13 protein-coding genes and 1 pseudogene are annotated in these 15,883 nt (G+C 62.7%); 5 read left to right on the forward strand and 9 right to left on the reverse strand.

Features of this window, described 5'->3' with window-relative positions; genetic code table 11:
* Window positions 1-249: 249 nt before the first annotated feature.
* Window positions 250-615 carry a hypothetical protein gene (locus tag ACZK4Z_RS21080; protein WP_478451053.1) on the reverse strand — a complete coding sequence of 122 codons (366 nt, stop codon included), beginning with the start codon at window positions 613-615 and terminating at the stop codon, window positions 250-252.
* 55 nt (window positions 616-670) lie between these two features.
* On the reverse strand, window positions 671-1,273 hold the full coding sequence (locus ACZK4Z_RS21085; RefSeq protein ID WP_478451567.1) for a DUF998 domain-containing protein: 603 nt from the start codon (window positions 1,271-1,273) through the stop codon (window positions 671-673).
* Window positions 1,274-1,917: 644 nt separating this feature from the next.
* On the opposite strand from ACZK4Z_RS21085, the gene ACZK4Z_RS21090 reads away from it, so the two are divergent.
* Both ACZK4Z_RS21090 and ACZK4Z_RS21095 read left to right on the forward strand, forming a co-directional pair.
* Complete coding sequence (locus tag ACZK4Z_RS21090; RefSeq protein WP_478451054.1) at window positions 1,918-2,274, forward strand: hypothetical protein; 357 nt, start codon at window positions 1,918-1,920, stop codon at window positions 2,272-2,274.
* A 45-nt stretch (window positions 2,275-2,319) separates the two neighbouring features.
* A pseudogene (locus tag ACZK4Z_RS21095) lies at window positions 2,320-2,790 on the forward strand (cold-shock protein); the annotation flags it as partial.
* A 427-nt stretch (window positions 2,791-3,217) separates the two neighbouring features.
* Here ACZK4Z_RS21095 and ACZK4Z_RS21100 read toward each other — a convergent pair.
* A complete protein-coding gene (locus ACZK4Z_RS21100) occupies window positions 3,218-4,957 on the reverse strand; it encodes a hypothetical protein (RefSeq protein ID WP_478451055.1) in 1,740 nt (579 codons plus the stop codon).
* Between the two features lie 332 nt (window positions 4,958-5,289).
* On the opposite strand from ACZK4Z_RS21100, the gene ACZK4Z_RS21105 reads away from it, so the two are divergent.
* Window positions 5,290-6,786, forward strand: coding sequence for a YifB family Mg chelatase-like AAA ATPase (locus ACZK4Z_RS21105; RefSeq protein WP_478451056.1), 1,497 nt, complete (start codon window positions 5,290-5,292; stop codon window positions 6,784-6,786).
* A gap of 262 nt (window positions 6,787-7,048) precedes the next feature.
* Here ACZK4Z_RS21105 and ACZK4Z_RS21110 read toward each other — a convergent pair whose 3' ends face one another.
* The 4 genes from ACZK4Z_RS21110 to yidA all read right to left on the reverse strand — a co-directional run bounded on the left by ACZK4Z_RS21110 (window position 7,049) and on the right by yidA (window position 11,898).
* Window positions 7,049-7,621 (reverse strand): hypothetical protein, encoded by a 573-nt coding sequence (locus ACZK4Z_RS21110; protein ID WP_317216996.1) that lies wholly within the window; start codon window positions 7,619-7,621, stop codon window positions 7,049-7,051.
* A 90-nt stretch (window positions 7,622-7,711) separates the two neighbouring features.
* The gene (locus ACZK4Z_RS21115) at window positions 7,712-8,107 is read right to left on the reverse strand and encodes a hypothetical protein (RefSeq protein ID WP_317216995.1); all 396 of its coding nucleotides are present in this window, start codon (window positions 8,105-8,107) and stop codon (window positions 7,712-7,714) included.
* A 119-nt stretch (window positions 8,108-8,226) separates the two neighbouring features.
* Window positions 8,227-10,545: a TonB-dependent receptor gene (locus ACZK4Z_RS21120; RefSeq protein WP_478451057.1), complete on the reverse strand. Its 2,319-nt coding sequence runs from the start codon at window positions 10,543-10,545 to the stop codon at window positions 8,227-8,229.
* A 519-nt stretch (window positions 10,546-11,064) separates the two neighbouring features.
* A complete protein-coding gene (gene yidA, locus ACZK4Z_RS21125; RefSeq protein ID WP_125894288.1) occupies window positions 11,065-11,898 on the reverse strand; it encodes a sugar-phosphatase in 834 nt (277 codons plus the stop codon).
* Window positions 11,899-12,047: 149 nt separating this feature from the next.
* Here yidA and ACZK4Z_RS21130 point away from each other — a divergent pair, with 149 nt between their 5' ends.
* Both ACZK4Z_RS21130 and ACZK4Z_RS21135 read left to right on the forward strand, forming a co-directional pair.
* The gene (locus ACZK4Z_RS21130; protein ID WP_049400821.1) at window positions 12,048-12,710 is read left to right on the forward strand and encodes an exopolysaccharide biosynthesis protein; all 663 of its coding nucleotides are present in this window, start codon (window positions 12,048-12,050) and stop codon (window positions 12,708-12,710) included.
* 310 nt (window positions 12,711-13,020) lie between these two features.
* Window positions 13,021-13,983 carry an IS110 family transposase gene (locus ACZK4Z_RS21135; RefSeq protein WP_107314971.1) on the forward strand — a complete coding sequence of 321 codons (963 nt, stop codon included), beginning with the start codon at window positions 13,021-13,023 and terminating at the stop codon, window positions 13,981-13,983.
* Window positions 13,984-14,054: 71 nt separating this feature from the next.
* Here the strand turns inward: ACZK4Z_RS21135 and ACZK4Z_RS21140 are convergent, their stop codons facing one another.
* Window positions 14,055-15,368, reverse strand: a complete 1,314-nt coding sequence (locus tag ACZK4Z_RS21140) for a PQQ-dependent sugar dehydrogenase (RefSeq protein WP_478451059.1) — start codon at window positions 15,366-15,368, stop codon at window positions 14,055-14,057.
* Complete coding sequence (locus ACZK4Z_RS21145; RefSeq protein ID WP_049400823.1) at window positions 15,361-15,801, reverse strand: DUF2231 domain-containing protein; 441 nt, start codon at window positions 15,799-15,801, stop codon at window positions 15,361-15,363. The genes ACZK4Z_RS21140 and ACZK4Z_RS21145 overlap by 8 nt, the downstream gene beginning before the upstream one ends.
* Window positions 15,802-15,883: the final 82 nt, after the last annotated feature.

Genomic DNA, 15,883 nt, shown 5'->3' on the forward strand with positions numbered 1-15,883 from the left:
CCTCGTCAAAGCTCAGCAGTCGACTCTCAAAGAAGAGTTTATCCAGTTCGTCGCTAATGAGCCCGCCGGACTTAGGTGGTAACAACAACTGATCGCAGTAGTTGCAGCACGTAGAGCTGAATCGCCAAGGCTTCAGTAGACAGGCAGCGCCCTAACTGGATGTCCGCTTTCGGTCAAGAGCGGACTCTCGCAGTGCCTCGAACCGGCCCAAGAATCTGCGTGGCCTATAACGAAGTATCGGGCCGAACCCTACTTGAACATCTCCAACAGATCCCTGTCTTCATGCCGCTGCTCCCACGTGGAGAGAAAACAGAAGCTCACACCAATTCGCATGGCAGCCTTCTGAAACCCGGCCAGTTCCTCCTTCGTGACCGGGTACTCAACCGGATCAAAGTGCAGAATCCCCCACGGCTTGACGAAAGAGAACCCAGGCAGGAGTTCCGAGAAGATCGCCTTGAGCTTGGGCCGGATAGTCGAAAAGTCCGTGATCGGACCCGCGCGATTGCCAAGGGCGTGACACTGGCGACGGATGGTCCTGTCTCCACCCACCACGCGCGCAACGAAGTGGTCCTGATGCACTTGAACGTAGATCAGCTGACGGCGAAAAATCTTCATCCCCTTCTCAACCCCACACGCTCAATGGTCGTCCATGTGCCTGCATGCCTTTCCATCAAAGCGCCGGCTGCGCCTTCAGCGCGCTTGAACCCCGGCGCAGCAGGTACAACGCAACCAGGAATGGCCACAACGAGTTGATCGACGAGAACAGCCGCTGGGTCAGCCCCCTGAAGCCCTCCGGATCCGCCCCCACCACGTTCAACCAGAGATAGACGATGCCCGCGATGCTCACCGCAGCAGTCACGGTGTACGCCCTTCGGCCGGAAGACCACGCGCTCAATTCGATGTGCGACATCGCCGGTGCAATGATGTTTGCGATACCGATGGTGTAGAAGCCGTGCATCGGATGGCCCATGGGCCAGAGCCCGTTGGTCAGCATGGAGATGCCAAAGATCATCCAGCAGATCGCGCCTACGGCAATCCGGCGACCAGACTCCCGCCATACCCCGATGGCGAACGCCACGAAGCCCACGCCGCAGCCGATGGGGGCAATCCTGGCGCAGATGCTTGCAAGCGTTGGTGCCTGCAGCAGCTCGCTGGCGTGCTGTGCAAGCGGGTTGTAGCCCGGCGCGAACACGGCGGCAACGCTGGTCCAGAACAGGAACCACGGAAGCGGGACCAGCCCCGCAGACAGAAGAAGTCGATTGCGGCGTAACACGTACAGTGATCCTTGTATTGGCCGCGCCAGTGGGTGGAATCCAGTCGAACGCTGCAGAACCTTCCTACAGCGGGCAGGACGATCTTGAGTGACTACAGCAGTAGTCAGATTGCGCGCGGCACTCGGTAGGTTCAATAGGCAAGAAGTCATTTAAACCATCTAGCGGGTGTCGCATCGGTTCGGCTGCATGAGCGATCACACATGCCCGATGGTCGAGTGCTGTCGCATTTGCCGCGCCTTACATCTCTGACGGAAGGTTCTGACGACTCCGTTCCAGAAGTGCCGTTCCGCCTAGCACACCAAGGCTCTCGCCGCTTCCGGTGCTATGCGACAATGCCAAAAACGTCTCGGGTTTTGGCGGCATTGACCCCTACCCGTTGGCATTCCGCACAACAGCAGGTAATCGTTACTGCGCCACCGTGCATCGGTGGTCGGGACTCGAAAACCCGTTGTTGTGATGAAGTTTGCGCTTGCCAGCCGGCATCACCTTGCGTGGTGCCGGCTGGCAATCCGTCTGCCGGCTATGGCGGGCGGGGCGTGGGGGCCTCGTGCCCGCCGGCGATCATCACACACCGGTTTTCGAGCCACGCCCCGTCCGCCACCTTTATCGGTGGCGGCGTCCGCCTGCATGCACGGAGCCCGCCATGACCACACCGCACTCCCCACCCCCGCGCCCCATCCAGGAAGCGCCCTTGGCCGCTCCAGCCTTGGACCCCAACAGCCTCATCGCCATCCTGCACGCCATCGGCGCGGGCGCTGCGGCCGACGGCCAGCCCTGGCCCGAGCGGCACCATCTACGCAGCCGGCAGATGGCGTTGTCCGACGCCGACTGCGCACTCACCGGCCAACGCATCGTGCAGGAGATCCTGCTGGCGGCCGAGCGCACGCGCCAGAACGGCGAGCCGGAGCAGTACGTGGGCGACCGGGTGATGGAGGGGTTGGTGATGGCCGATCTCGCGCTGACCGCCTTCATCCACGAGCGGATGCGACCCAAAGACTGAGCGCGCTTATGGCGCGGACCTTTCTGCCTGTGTGCGGGGTGACGAATGAAGATGCACGGCCTGGCCGCTGTAGCGGTGTGCATCGCGGTGATCGGCGCGATGTGGGTGGAGTGGCCCGAGCCAGCGGGCGATCAGGTGTGGGCCTACCAGAAGCTGCGGCCGGCCGATTACCGCCTGCTGCACAGTGATGCGCTCGGCTTCGTTACCGCGAAGGCATACGAGGGCTTTGAACTTCACGCGCGCCATGCCGGGGCAACGTCCTTCGAGATCCGATGCAAGGGCGTGCTGGTGATGGACGTGGAGAACGCGCCGTCGCGCGTGCTGATCCGCATGCCCGCCGATGCCCGCCTGCGTGCGCCTGATATCGAGCGCCTGCGCATCAACTTCGAGCGTTGGCTGGATCTGCACCAGAGCCAGGGTCGGTTGCTGGTGGAAAGTGCGGGGCCTTCGTGGGTTGAGGCGCGGTTTGGGCGCGTCACTGGGTTGGTGCCTGAAGAGCAGCGGTGCCTGCTTGGGGGACAGCTCAGCGCCCGCCAGGGCCCCATAGTCGCTTCGTCAGCAACCTGCGATGACCCCTCAGATCGAGATCAACTTCTCCTCGCCCAGCAGCAAGAGCCCTGCTTCCTTCCTCTCTGCCAGCCCCACCGCCAAGGATCGGCCGACCGTACATCCCACACGCCACATTCCTACCGCTGCGACTCACACGTTTGTGCAGCTTATATCTCTCTGATGGTCCTTGCAGCCTATTCGCAAGGGCTTACCGCTAGTGACAGGACCATTGACCCGAGATCGGATTCAATGGGCCCCCACTTGTCCAGCACCAAATAGAGAAGAGGCAGCCCGGTCGAGAGGAAACGATACGTGTTGCGGCAGGATCGAATTCAATAGAGATCTCGAATGAGGCCGACACTGGGAACAGCACCTCCGACCTATGAAATTACCGCTACACCACAACCCGAGCCGCCAAAGCAGACAGTTGGTCTTTAACAGATAGCACTGAAACTTGAGCGATGGTTCTCGGCGAATCGAGCGCAAGGATTGCGCCCAGCTCGGCGGCCAGAGCCTCGTAGAATGGTGCTTCGCCTCGGAGATACGATTCAACATTCGATACTCGATAAGCCCTGCGAATTGCCTTCGAGAGCCGGTCAGTTGCAACTGGAGCGCCAGCGATCAGCTCGATCGCGTAGGCATGTGGATCCAAATCTGCGAACATCCCTCGGCAGTCGATCATATCTGGGAGCTCGCTCGAAGGATCGGCTAGTTGCGCCAGCATGCTCCTGTTCCGTTCGACTCTAGCATGCTGCTCAATACGATCGGCGAGGTCTCGAATCACACCCCAGATCGGAAGGCTATCAGCCCCCTGGTGATCTGACAGAAACTCCAATCCCGCGTGGTCGCAGCTGACGACCGACGGGTCGTAGGTAGAGAACGCAAGGTTCATATCCTTGTCGAAGTCGGACTCTGTTTGCGCAATGAACCCAAGATTCCGAAAATGACGAAGCGTTCGGTAGAGCTCTACTAGCTCCACTAGATCAGCGTCCAAACCGCTCTTAATGGCCTCTTTCGCCTCGCCAATTGCCGTCTGGAGCTCATCGTCTGTCATCTGGCTATAGCCATTGAGCGCTGCCTGTAGAGCACGTACCTTCGAGATAGATTCCGGAGCATGAAGGCTAAAATCCTCCGCAATCATCGCCACATCGGCCTCAGCGCCCTCGACCAACGTAGCGAATGCTGTGGACTTTGGCCACGTCGTCGCTTCATCCATCAAACCGCTATCATATACAAGGCGTGCTGCGCAGACGGCAATGTCGTCGCCGGCCACTGAGGGGCTGTCTCGATTCACGTGGATTTGAATTGCTACTGCCATTCCACCCATGCGGAAGACGGCCGCAGCAATGTCGCGCTCTGCGGCGTTCCGACTTGCAGATAGAACCCAGAAGTACACAGCACTGAGGAGAGGACGCACGGCAGTCCCCTCCACTGGTCGAATGTCAGAAATAAGAGATGCAACCTCAATGAGGAAGTATCGAATTGTCCGCAAATTCGAAGTACCACTAAGATTCAGCAAGCTCCTAATATAGGGAAAATGGTGCATCAGCAGATCCCGAGCTCCCTGATCCGCCAGCCCCTTGATCACTTCCTCGCTGAATGCAGCAGTATCGGACGATACCACTACCGTACGGCCAATGATTCGTTCCTTGGATACTCCGAATTCACTACCGAATTTCTCCATCGCCTTCCGCTCATCGGCCAGAAGTACACAATGAACTCGCGCTCTGTCCAACAGGTTGACGATAAATCCAAAGAGGATCGAGAACTTCCCCTCAAATCGCTCTACGTCATCCAGACAGACAACTGTCTTTCCCGAAGAGAAATCGGACTTAAGCTTAATGTCATTCGGTTCAATTCTGACTGTCCGAAGCAGTGCTCGGCCGATCACGGTGGCAGCCTCCCTCATTGCCTCATTTCCAAGGCCACTCAAGGAAGCCTGAAAGAGAGCGGCTTCAAGCTGTTCTTGCGATACAAGTCCTGCGACGGACAGCGAAATCGGCTCTCGCTTGATCTCGCTTAGTGACAGTGAGAAATGGCTCCACTGGTACGACTTACCGCTTCCCCAAGGACCGTTCAGCAAGATCGCGTGGCCGGACGGGGGCGCAAGCAGGTATCTTCTCAAGGCTTCCATATGCCATCCAATAAAAGAGCTTAGTTCGCATCTTGACCGGACCGTATCAACGAGGCAATGACTCGGATCGTACTACTCAGAACCTGGGGGACGTCGATTCCAAACACCCCGTATACACAACTCAATTTTGGAGCGGCGAGGATATCTAACGACCTTGCGCACAGCCTGATCGAATAGTCTGCGTGGGGCTACGCAAAATGCCATTCAGCGGACCAGCTTGAGGACCGGGCTGCGTTTGGCCGGAATCCCCCTAGCCGCTTCACCAGCAATTCCCGATAGTCCCTGCAGAGCACCTGCCTCACCATCAAGCGTCTTTCTGCAGGAACCCACACATGAGCCTGGCGCTGGTCCACAGCCGTGCCCGCGCCGGGGTCGACGCCCCGCTGGTGCGGGTGGAAGTGCACCTCTCTGGCGGCCTGCCCGCCACCCAGATTGTCGGCCTGGCCGAGACCAGCGTGCGCGAGTCACGCGAGCGCGTGCGTGCCGCCCTGCTCTGTGCACGCTTCGACTTTCCGCAGCGGCGCATCACCTTGAACCTCGCGCCTGCCGACCTACCCAAGGAAGGTGGGCGTTACGACCTGGCGATTGCGCTGGGCATTCTGGCGGCCAGCGGCCAGGTCGATCCGCAGTCGCTGCTGCAGTACGAGTTCCTGGGCGAGCTGGGGCTGACCGGCGAACTGCGGCCGGTGGCCGGCGCGCTGCCAGCGGCGATTGCGGCGGCCGAAGCCGGGCGCATCCTGGTGGTGCCGCCGGGCAATGCCGCCGAGGCTGCGCTGGCTGAGCACGCTGATGTGCGGGTAGCGCGTACGTTGCTGGAGTGCTGCGCTGGGTTGGGGAACCCACGCCTGCTGCCACCAGTAGAGCGTGTGGACACGACGCCGTTGCCGCTGCCGGATCTGGCCGATGTGCGCGGCCAGGCGCATGCGCGGCGCGCATTGGAGGTCGCCGCAGCGGGTGGGCACCATCTATTGCTGATCGGTAGCCCTGGCTGCGGCAAGACGCTGTTGGCTTCGCGCCTGCCCAGCCTGCTGCCGGACACCGAGGAAGCCGAGGCGTTACAGCTGGCTGCGATTGCCTCGGTGAGTGGTGAAGGGCTGGATCCGCGGCGCTGGCGGCAACGGCCGTTCCGTTCTCCCCATCACAGTGCCAGTGCGGCGGCGCTGGTGGGTGGCGGCAATCCGCCCTGCCCCGGTGAAATCTCGCTGGCCCATCATGGCGTGCTGTTCCTGGACGAGCTTCCGGAATGGAATCGAAGTGCGTTGGAAACCCTGCGCGAGCCGCTGGAATCCGGCCATATCCGCATCGCCCGCGCGGCACGCAGTGTGCAGTATCCCGCACGGTTCCAGCTGGTGGCGGCGATGAACCCTTGCCCGTGTGGCTGGGCCGGTGACCGCAGCAACCGCTGCCTGTGCAGCGACGAACGTATCAACCGCTACCGCGCGCGGGTGTCCGGCCCGTTGCTGGACCGCATCGACCTGCATATCAGCGTGGCACGTATGGACGCGGTGGAGCTGCGGGAGAGTACGCCGCTGGGTGAGCCCAGTGCTGCGGTACGTGCACGGGTGGAAGCCGCCCATGCCCGGCAGCAGGCGCGTGGTGGGCTGAATGCCCATCTGCCACCGGCGGCGCTGCGTGCGTGCACGAAATTGAGTGAGGCCGATCAGGATATGCTGGAACAGGCCATCGAACGGCTGCAGCTGTCCGCACGGGCGATGCACCGGATTCTGCGGGTGGCGCGCACGATTGCGGATCTGGCTGATTGTGAAACGATCCAGACGGCGCACCTCGCCGAGGCGATCGGGTATAGGCAGCTGGACCGTGGGCGGTAGAATCGGCTATTGCGCCAAGCGCAGGCTTCTCAGGTAAAGCTAGAAGCATTTGACTAGCAACTGGCCCTGCCAGGAGCTCCCTGCCCGACAGGCCGACCGGAGCATGGCGCGCATGGCTATCTGATCGGGCGAATTGCGGAGGCTTGCGGAGCGTCGGCCAGTTGAAAGCTTCGCCCCCGCCAACTGGCCTTGAACGGGCCTTAGCAGAGTTGATCCTTGCGGCCAAGGCAAGTCGAAATACAAACCAGTCCTGCATCTGCATCTAGCGGAGCGGACGTTGATTCGCCGGCTGGGCAAGGCTGGATGCGATCTTTTCAATGCCATCCGCCAGCGAAGTCCTCACCTCCGCAAGTCGATCAAGCAGCACATCGATATTCTCGTCGGAACCACCGAACCACATTTCGGTCTCCAGTTCCGCAGTGATTGCGTGAAGTTCGTAGGCCTGCGGGCGCAACTCCGGGAAATGCAACAGAGCGATCCCATAGACGTCACTGGCGGGTTTTGACGCCAGACCTTCGGCGGGCGGAGGAAGAATGGCATCGCCCACGCGAGAATTGATATGCCCGTCCACGCAACGGATCCTGACCAGCTCCATCCCAGCCCATAGTTCCGCAAGCTTGGAATTTTTCACATCACGGGCCGCTTGCCCCTGTGCCAGCTGAAGCTTCTGAAGCTCTCTGGCATGTTCACGTGACATCTTTCGGGACTCAGCTACGGATACACAGATCTGTGCGATCACCGACGAAACGACCGTTACGAAACCCGTTGCAATGATTACAACAGCTTCTGAAGGCATCTGGCTCATCATGCGTTCACCCAACCAGTCAAGTTGCATTCTCCTGATACCGGTATCGCACCGGAATCCCAACCGGAATGATAGATCTCGCAGTGAGAAGTCGCAGCAAGCAGTTGGTTCCCAACAACATCAGTAGCCCGCGCTGTGCAACGGCAACCTTTGTTGCTTGCCCAATAGCACCAGCCGCCGGCTGACCAACCCGTACAGCGCTTCCAGCTCCGCCGCGCGCTCGGCGGTCATGTTGGTACCGAACAACACCCGCGACAGCGCCGTCGGGTGGGTGTCGTCGGGGAAGCGCATGCGGTCGCGATAGACCTTCTGGCAGGCCAGCCACGCCTGCGGCAGCCCACCACCGGGTAGCGGGCGGACCACGCGTTCGTAGACCTGCCAGAACTGGTATTCGGCCCGCAGGTCGATTGCAGGCGCCACGGACAGCGCCTGCCGGGGCCGTCCTGGGCCCCGGATGCCGAACAACGGGGTTCGCGGGTTGTGCTGAGCCATGCCGACAGCATGACCCAGCAACATTGTGGGAACCTTGCGTCGCTGCCAGAAAATCCCTGTTGATTGCGCAAGGCAGGTTTGTGGGCGGATCTGAGCACCTGCCTGGGGACCGCCAAGTGCATCCACGCATGGCGTGGATCTACTTAAAAGGTCATCGAGGTACTGAACATGAGCTGCCGGGGGGCGCTGCGCTGCAGGGTCTGGTAATCCCCCGAGAACGACGAGCCGGCGATGGTGGCGGTACCGATGTTGTGGCGGTTGAACAGGTTACTCACGTCCAGCCGCAGCTCCAGGCCGGGTACGGCGCTGTCCGCACCGAGGCGGTAGGCGGCATAGGTGTTGACCTGCCAGAAGGTCGGCACGCGGATGTCGTTCTCGTAAGTGAAGGGCTGGCGCAGGTAGGAGGTGCTGGTGGCACCGAAGCGCCAGTCACCGAAGTGGGCGGACAGGTCGCTGACCAGCGAGATCTGCGGGTAGCCCGGCTGGGCGTTGCCCTTGATCGGGTACACCGTGTCGCCCACCACGAAATCGCTGTCGTAGTACGAACGGGCCACGGCCACGCCCTGGTAGAACTGCAGGTGGTCGGTCAGGTCGGCGGTGATGCCGAGGTCGGCGCCGATCACGTGCATCTTCGGCATCAGCCGCACCGTGTTGATCTGCGCGAACTGGGTACCAATGGCCGCCGACAGCAGGCGGTTGCGGATGTCGTTGTAGAACACGTCACCGGTGATCGTCAGCCGGTCGAAGCGATGCGACGCGCCGACGGTCAGATTCCAGTTCTTCTCCGGGCGCAGCGTGCCGGCCACGCGGTCGAACTCTTCCTGGTCGGTGATGGTCCACGCGGAGGCGGTGTAGCCGATGTTGCCGCGCTGCGCCACGCGATAGCCGTTCATGGTATTGGCCAAGTCGATGAAGGCGTCGGTGGATTCGGTCGGGCTCCAGAACAGCGAGACGTGCGGCAGGAAGTTGCTCTTCGCGCGCAGCGTGCCGTTCACCGGCCGGTCCTTGGCATCACCCAGGCCGCCACCGCTGGTGCGGAAGTCCACCGCCTTGAAGCCGACACCCAGCTTCAGCGTGTCGTTCAACACGATGTCGTCCTGCAGGTAGAACTGGCGCGAGCGGGTCACCCAGCTCGATGCGTTGTCGGTCTTGAACGCGGGGCCGTACACATCGAACGGGCCGGTGGCCTTCAGCGGCGGGCCCTCACCCAGCAGCGGCTGCTGGTACCACTCGGTCTTGGCCGCGGCCTTGCTCTTCTCCTGCCAGAAACCGGCGGTGAAGGTGTGCGCGCCGGTCTCGAACTGCAGGTTGACCATGCCACCCAGCCGATTCACACGCGGCGTCTGCACCTGTTCGGAGAACGGTGCGCCGTTTGGCGACGGCACGGTCGGGTCGGTCAGCGTGGCCTGGGTGTGGCTGTTGGCGTTGTACAACTGCACGTTGCCGCTCAGCGCCGGGTTGATCTGGAAGCGATGGTTGATCGAGGACACGCGATCGCGGGTGATCTGGCCGGTGTCGTACGGGATCAGTTCGGACAGCTCACCGCAGGTATAGGCGCCGCAGGACTTGTCCGCATTCTCCGGCGAGGCCACGTACCACGCCCAGGCATAATCGGGATAGAAGATGTCGGCCTTCCAGCCCAGCTTGCGGATCATGTCGAACGAAATGTTGTTGTAACCCCAGACCTTGGCCTTGCTGTCGGACAGGAACACGGTGAAGTCGCCCCAGGCAACGTCCTGCTGCAGCTTCAGGTCGCCGCGCAGGAAGTTCTGGGTGCCCTCGCCCTGGTACTTGTCGGCGGACACTCGCTGCAGGTCGACCAGCACCTTCGGGCCGTGCTCACCGAGTTGGCCGCTCTGCCCGGACACGGTGGTGACCAGCGTGTTGTTGCTGCCCACGCCCTGTTTCACGCGCAGGCTGGGCGTGTCCTGCAGCTCGCGCAGGCGGTATTCCAGGCTGCCGCCGTTGACGCTGCTGGAGAACACGCTGACGGGTGCGCCGCCGGGGCTGACCGTGATCGCGCCGATGCCATCGGGCACGCCCACGTTCACCACGCTGGTGCCGGTGAGCGAGAGGAAGCCGTTGTCGTTCAGCGGCACGCCTTCGAAGGTGATGCCCATTTCATTCATGCGGAAGCCGCGCACGAACAGGCTGGTGGCGGAGATATCCAGGCCCAGCCCGTCGGTGGCGGTGTAGCTGGCGCCCGGCACCTGCTTGAGCATGGCCAGGCCGTTGTTGCCGGTGACCATCGCGTCGAGGTCTTCGGCCTTGATGATGTAGCGGTTTGGACCGACCACCTGGGTGGGCGCAACGGCCGCACCGCGCGGGGTAGCGATGACCTGCAGGGCGTTCAAGGTGGTGGGGGTGTCATGTGCTGCGTCGTGAATCTCGGCGGCGTACGCAGGTGCGGTGATGGCCGTGATGATGGCCAGAGCGAGGCGCGTCGTGGGTGGGGTGTTCATGGGCAGATCCAGGGTGCAGGGAGAGAGCGGCGCAGGCGCACGCCCAGCGCGTTGCAGCACCGGTGTCGGCGCCCTGGCTGGCGATGCGATTGCGTTGAGGGAGTGACGGCGCGGTGCGCGCCGGTCAGCAGACGAAGGCGATCATCTGCCGTGGGATTCGATGGGGTGATTTCGACGTGCGAAATTCTTGCATCGCAGTGCCGCATTCGCCATTGCGCGGTGGTACAGCGCGGATGGCGATGGGGATGGGTGGGTTATACGTGGGTATAGCCTGGGCGTGGTGGGGGCCGACCTTGGTCGGCGCCTACGGTCTACGTATGCCAACCAAGGTTGGCAACTACCTGGGCAGAGGGAGCCTGGTAGAGGCCGACCTTGGTCGGCGCTTGCCGTTTGCGTGTGCCAGCCAAGGTTGGCACCTACCAGGGCGGATGGGACATGGTAGAGGCCGACCTTGGTCGGCGCATACGGTGTGCGTGCGCCAACCAAGGTTGGCACCTACCGGGGCGTAGGAACGCGCGGTTACTGCAGGACGAAACGCTCGATCGCGCGCGCCACGCCTTCGTCTGCATTGCTGGTGGTCTCGAACCGCGCCACCGCCTTCACCGCGTCGATGGCATTGCCCATCGCCACGCTGGTACCGGCGTACTGCAGCATGGTCAGGTCGTTCTCCTGGTCACCGATGGCCATCACGTTGGCGCGGTCGATGCCCAAGTGCTCGGCCAGCTTCTGCAGGCTTGGGCCCTTGCCGGCGCGGTGGTCGAACACTTCCAGGAAGAACGGTGCGCTCTTCAGCACCGCGAAGCGCTCGGTCAGTTCGCTGGGCAGGCGCGCGATGGCGGCATCCAGCACGTCGGGCTCGTCGATCATCATCAGCTTGATGAACGACATGGACGGGTCCATGTCGGTCACGCGGCGATAGGACAGCGGCATCCGCGAGAGATGCGAGTCGGCCACGGTGTAGTAGCTGATGTCCTGGTTGGGCGTATACATGCGCTGGCTGTCCAGCGCCTGGAAATGCACGCCCAGGTCGCGGGCCACCTGCTCGCAGAACAGGAAGTCGTCGAAGCTGAGCGGATACTCGACCACGGTTTCGCGCGTACCGATGCGCTGCACCAGGCCACCATTGCAGGCGATGCAGTAGTCGTCGTCGCCGGTGATGCCCAGCTCGTGCAGGAATGGTTCCAGGCCCGGAACCGGGCGGCCACTGGTCAGCACGATGTGCACGCCCAGCGCGCGCGCCTGCGCGATCGCCTGTTTGGCCCGCGCGGTGAGCGTGTGGCTGGGGTCCAGCAGGGTGCCATCCATGTCGATGGCGACCAGTTCGATGGTCGATTGCCTGCGGCCCATGTCCATTGCGTTCAACTCGTGCGGGGCACGCCAGTTTAACCCCTCATGCCCGGTTCACCTCTTTGCCCACGTTGGCCGGGATACTGCGGGAGCCTGTGCGTCCCCCACCGCAGGACGGCCCATTGACCGCCCTTCCCTGGAGAACCTTGCGACGCATGACCTACCGTGCCCCCGAAACCAATGACAGCGCGCCCCTGGCCCAGCAGATCGAGCAGATGATCGACGAGCTGCCCGGCGACCAGGTGAGCGTCGGTACCCTGCTCAGCGCGCTGGGCGATGAGGGCCTGCTGCTGATCGTGATCCTGCTCTCGGCCATCTTCATCATTCCGGTGTCGATTCCCGGGCTGAGTACGGTGTTTGGTGCCTCGATCCTGCTGATCGGCCTGAGCCGCGTACGCAACCGCCCGCTGTGGGTGCCGCAGAAACTGGCGCGCCGCGAGATCGCCACCGACAAACTGAAGGCCAACCTGGGCCGTGCGCTGAAATGGGTGCACCGCATGGAGCGCCTGTCGCGGCCGATGCGGCTGGCGGTGATGGTGCGCTCGAAGAAGATGATGCGCCTGAACAACCTGATGCTGGTGTTCGCGACCCTGCTGCTGATGGCGCCGGCCGGGCCGATTCCGTTCAGCAATACGTTGCCGGCACTGGCGCTGATGTCGTTTGCGATCGGCTTCATCCAGCGCGATGGTGCGGCGGTGGCGGCTGGTTATGGTTTCGTGGTGGCTACGGTGGTGTATTTCGGCGTGCTGCTGGGTGGCGTGGGGTTTGCCGCCGAGTCGGTGTTCAGTGGATTCCGCGCTGCGCCTTCGGAAATGTAGAGCCGAGCCCAGGCTCGGCTGCTTATGGTCTTCTGTAGAGTCGAGCCATGCTCGACTGCTGCTGGCAAAAGCAGTCGAGCATGGCTTGTATGTTCCTCCCGGCTCCTACGAGGTATGTAGGAGCCAGGGTGGAGGGACCGTCAAGCATGCATCTGCGGATACTAGCCGACAGACGAGTCGAGCGATCCCCATCCCGCACACGAACGTCGATAAAGGATCGTACGGCCCCCAAAGGGGATCGTCGATGTAGGCAAGCTAACGTCGGTGCGGTACCACCCCAGCCCCTTAAAGATAGCTGGGAGCCGTACAAATGTCTGATTCTCTCGATATTGGCGTGGACGTGGACTCCAAGGAGTTCGTACCGGCAGTGGCCGACCGCAAGGCCGGCGACAGGATCGCCAACACCCGGGCCGGCATAGCCCAGTGGCTCAACACCTTGCCCCAGCGATGCCGGATTGGCATGGAGGCGACGGGGCGGTACTACGAGTTGTTGGCTCGGATGGCTGGCCAAGCAGGCCACGTTGTCTATGTGATCAATCCACGTCTGATCAAGCACTACGGCCGGGCGACGGGCTCGCGTGGCAAGACGGACGCCATGGACGCCGAAGCGATCGCCCGGTACGTGAAGAAGGAGAACGATCGCCTGCGTGAATACGTACCGCGTACCGACGAGCAGCAGCAGATGCACGATTTGCTGCGCAAGCGGCAGACGCTGGTAAAGACACGCGCGCGCCTGGAGCAATCCTTCGGGGTAAGCAAAAGTGCCCCCGGGGAGCTGTCAGATCTGTTCTGCGCTCTGGCTGGGACGCTGTCCGAGCTGGAAAGCGAACTGCAGCGCTTGGGTCGCGATGGAGAGCATGGCGCGCTCTACAAGCGCCTGTTGACCATCCCTGGTATCGGCCCTGCCGTCGCCGCTCACCTGATTTACTACATGACGCGCTGGCCGTTGGCCAACGCCAACGCGTGGATCGCCTGCACCGGCCTGGATCCCCGGCCCAACGAGTCTGGCGGCAGAACGGGACGGCGTCGGCTGTCCAAACAGGGCGCGCCAGTGCTGCGCCAGATGCTCTACATGGCCGCAATGGGGCTCAAGCGGTGTCGCCGGGGGCAACCGCTCTACGACGAGCTGTCAAAACGCGGTCACCCCAGCACCGCCGTCTTCAACATCCTGGCCAGAAAGCTGGCCAGGATCGCCTGGGGTGTCTTCAAAAGCGGCCGGGACTTCGATCCGGCCATGCTGAAGGTGGGTCAAGCCTGCTTCCAGCAGGCTTGACCGCGAACATAGGATCTCGACTCTACAAGGGCCAGATCCAACGCAGTCGAGCGTGGCTCGACGCTACAGAACTACTTGGCTGACACCCGCCACACCACGTCGCCCACGTCATCGGCGACCAGCAATGCACCCTCGGCATCCATGGCCATGCCCACTGGCGCGCCCATCAGCGTCTTCTCGTCCTTCGAGGCGAAACCACTGACCACGGTCTGCGGCCGCCCGGTCGGCTTACCGTCCTTGAACGGTACGTAGACCACTTCGTAGCCGCTCAGCGGCGAACGATCCCAGCTGCCGTGTTCGCCGATGAAGGCGCCGCCGTGGTACTGCGCCGGCAGTGCCTGGCCGGTGTAGAACAGCAGGCCCAGCGGTGCCACGTGCGAGCCGATGGCGTAGTCCGGCGTGATGGCTTTCGCCACCAGGTCCGGCCGCTGCGGCTGCACGCGCTCGTCCACGTGCTGGCCGTAGTAGCTGTAGGGCCAGCCGTAGAAGCCATCTTCCTTCACCGAGGTGAGGTAATCAGGCACCAGGTCGGCACCGATCTCGTCGCGTTCGTTTGCCACCGCCCACAGCTTCCCGGTGCTCGGCTCCCAGTCCAGTCCGGTCGGGTTGCGGATGCCCGACGCAAAGATGCGGCGGTTGCCACGGGTGGCGACGTCCACTTCCAGCACCACCGCGCGGCGGTACTCGACGGCCAGGCCGTTCTCGGTGATGTTGCTGTTGGAGCCCACGCCCACGTACAGCTTGCTGCCATCGCGGCTGGCCAGCAGTTCCTTGGTCCAGTGGTGGTTGATGGTGCTGGGCAGGTCGGTGAACTCGCGGCCCTTGTCGGACATGCGGGTTTCACCCGGCACGTAGTGGTACTGCACGATGTTGCCGGTGTTGGCCACGTACAGCGTGTCGCCGATCAGCTGGATGCCGAAGGGCGAATGCAGGCCTTCGATATAGACGTGCTGGGTCCAGGTGTTCGTTCCCGGCGTGCGGCGCAGCAGGGTGACCCGGTTGCCGCCCTTGCCGGCCTTGCCCGAGCGCGCCTTGACCTTGCCGGCGATCCACTGCTTGGGCGTGGTGACCGGTTCTTCGCCGGGGCCGTTGCCTTCCACCACCAGCACATCGCCATTGGGCAGCGTCAACAATCGCCGCGGATGCTGCAGGTTGGCGGCGATGCGTTCGATCTTCAGGCCTTCGGCCACCGTGGGTGACTGGCCCTCGGCCCAACCCACTCCGCGCGGCACCTGCATCGGCGGCATCAGGAAGTTCTTCGGTGTCGGCAGTGGTGGCTTCGCACCGGATTGGTCGGTGGGGTGGTACTCGGCCTTGCCCGCGCAGGCCGACAGCATCACGGCCAGCGCCAGGGCGCCCACGGTGGGCAGGATGTGCTTAGCCATGACGACCTCCCTGCAGCACCGGCGGCTGCAGTGACAGCAAGATCAGGCCCAGTGCGATCAGGGCCACGGTCAGCGCCGACAGGATCGTGCCCGGCACCGCGACGGCATAGGCATCGCGGCTGTGCACGAAGGCGTTCCAGATGGCCAGCACCACCGCGACCAGGTTGAGGAAGAAGTCGATGCGGTCGATGCGGGTGGCGGTGCCGTTGCGGCGCCAGACCGCGAACAGGTTGATCAGGCGCGGAATGATGGCGATCAGCAGACCGAAGGTGATCAGCCAGGCAGCGGCCTTGCCCCACATCACCTCGGCGCTGTTGAGATAGATCGCGTCGAAGATCAGCGCGCCGACGAAGAAGCCGAAGGGTATCGGGTTCAACAGGCTGAACAGCGTGGTGCCGAGGCCGCGATGGGCCTGGGCCAGAGGGTTGACCATCATCGTGCTCCGATGCGGAAGGGTGCACGGGCTGTAGTAGCACAGCCGGATGTGAGGGGGCGCGATGATGCCGGGTAGATCC

It is taken from the genome of Stenotrophomonas sp. 71799_Sma (genome assembly GCF_056482505.1).

What these genes read in the sequence shown, in the direction of transcription:
- ACZK4Z_RS21115 (WP_317216995.1), bottom strand. Translation starts at nt 8,107, where the DNA reads ATGTTGCTGGGTCATGCTGTCGGCATGGCTCAGCACAACCCGCGAACC.
- ACZK4Z_RS21120 (WP_478451057.1), bottom strand. Translation starts at nt 10,545, where the DNA reads ATGAACACCCCACCCACGACGCGCCTCGCTCTGGCCATCATCACGGCC.
- ACZK4Z_RS21145 (WP_049400823.1), bottom strand. Translation starts at nt 15,801, where the DNA reads ATGGTCAACCCTCTGGCCCAGGCCCATCGCGGCCTCGGCACCACGCTG.
- ACZK4Z_RS21090 (WP_478451054.1), top strand. Translation starts at nt 1,918, where the DNA reads ATGACCACACCGCACTCCCCACCCCCGCGCCCCATCCAGGAAGCGCCC.
- yidA (WP_125894288.1), bottom strand. Translation starts at nt 11,898, where the DNA reads ATGGACATGGGCCGCAGGCAATCGACCATCGAACTGGTCGCCATCGAC.
- ACZK4Z_RS21110 (WP_317216996.1), bottom strand. Translation starts at nt 7,621, where the DNA reads ATGCAACTTGACTGGTTGGGTGAACGCATGATGAGCCAGATGCCTTCA.
- ACZK4Z_RS21140 (WP_478451059.1), bottom strand. Translation starts at nt 15,368, where the DNA reads ATGGCTAAGCACATCCTGCCCACCGTGGGCGCCCTGGCGCTGGCCGTG.
- ACZK4Z_RS21080 (WP_478451053.1), bottom strand. Translation starts at nt 615, where the DNA reads ATGAAGATTTTTCGCCGTCAGCTGATCTACGTTCAAGTGCATCAGGAC.
- ACZK4Z_RS21105 (WP_478451056.1), top strand. Translation starts at nt 5,290, where the DNA reads ATGAGCCTGGCGCTGGTCCACAGCCGTGCCCGCGCCGGGGTCGACGCC.
- ACZK4Z_RS21135 (WP_107314971.1), top strand. Translation starts at nt 13,021, where the DNA reads ATGTCTGATTCTCTCGATATTGGCGTGGACGTGGACTCCAAGGAGTTC.
- ACZK4Z_RS21130 (WP_049400821.1), top strand. Translation starts at nt 12,048, where the DNA reads ATGACCTACCGTGCCCCCGAAACCAATGACAGCGCGCCCCTGGCCCAG.
- ACZK4Z_RS21100 (WP_478451055.1), bottom strand. Translation starts at nt 4,957, where the DNA reads ATGGAAGCCTTGAGAAGATACCTGCTTGCGCCCCCGTCCGGCCACGCG.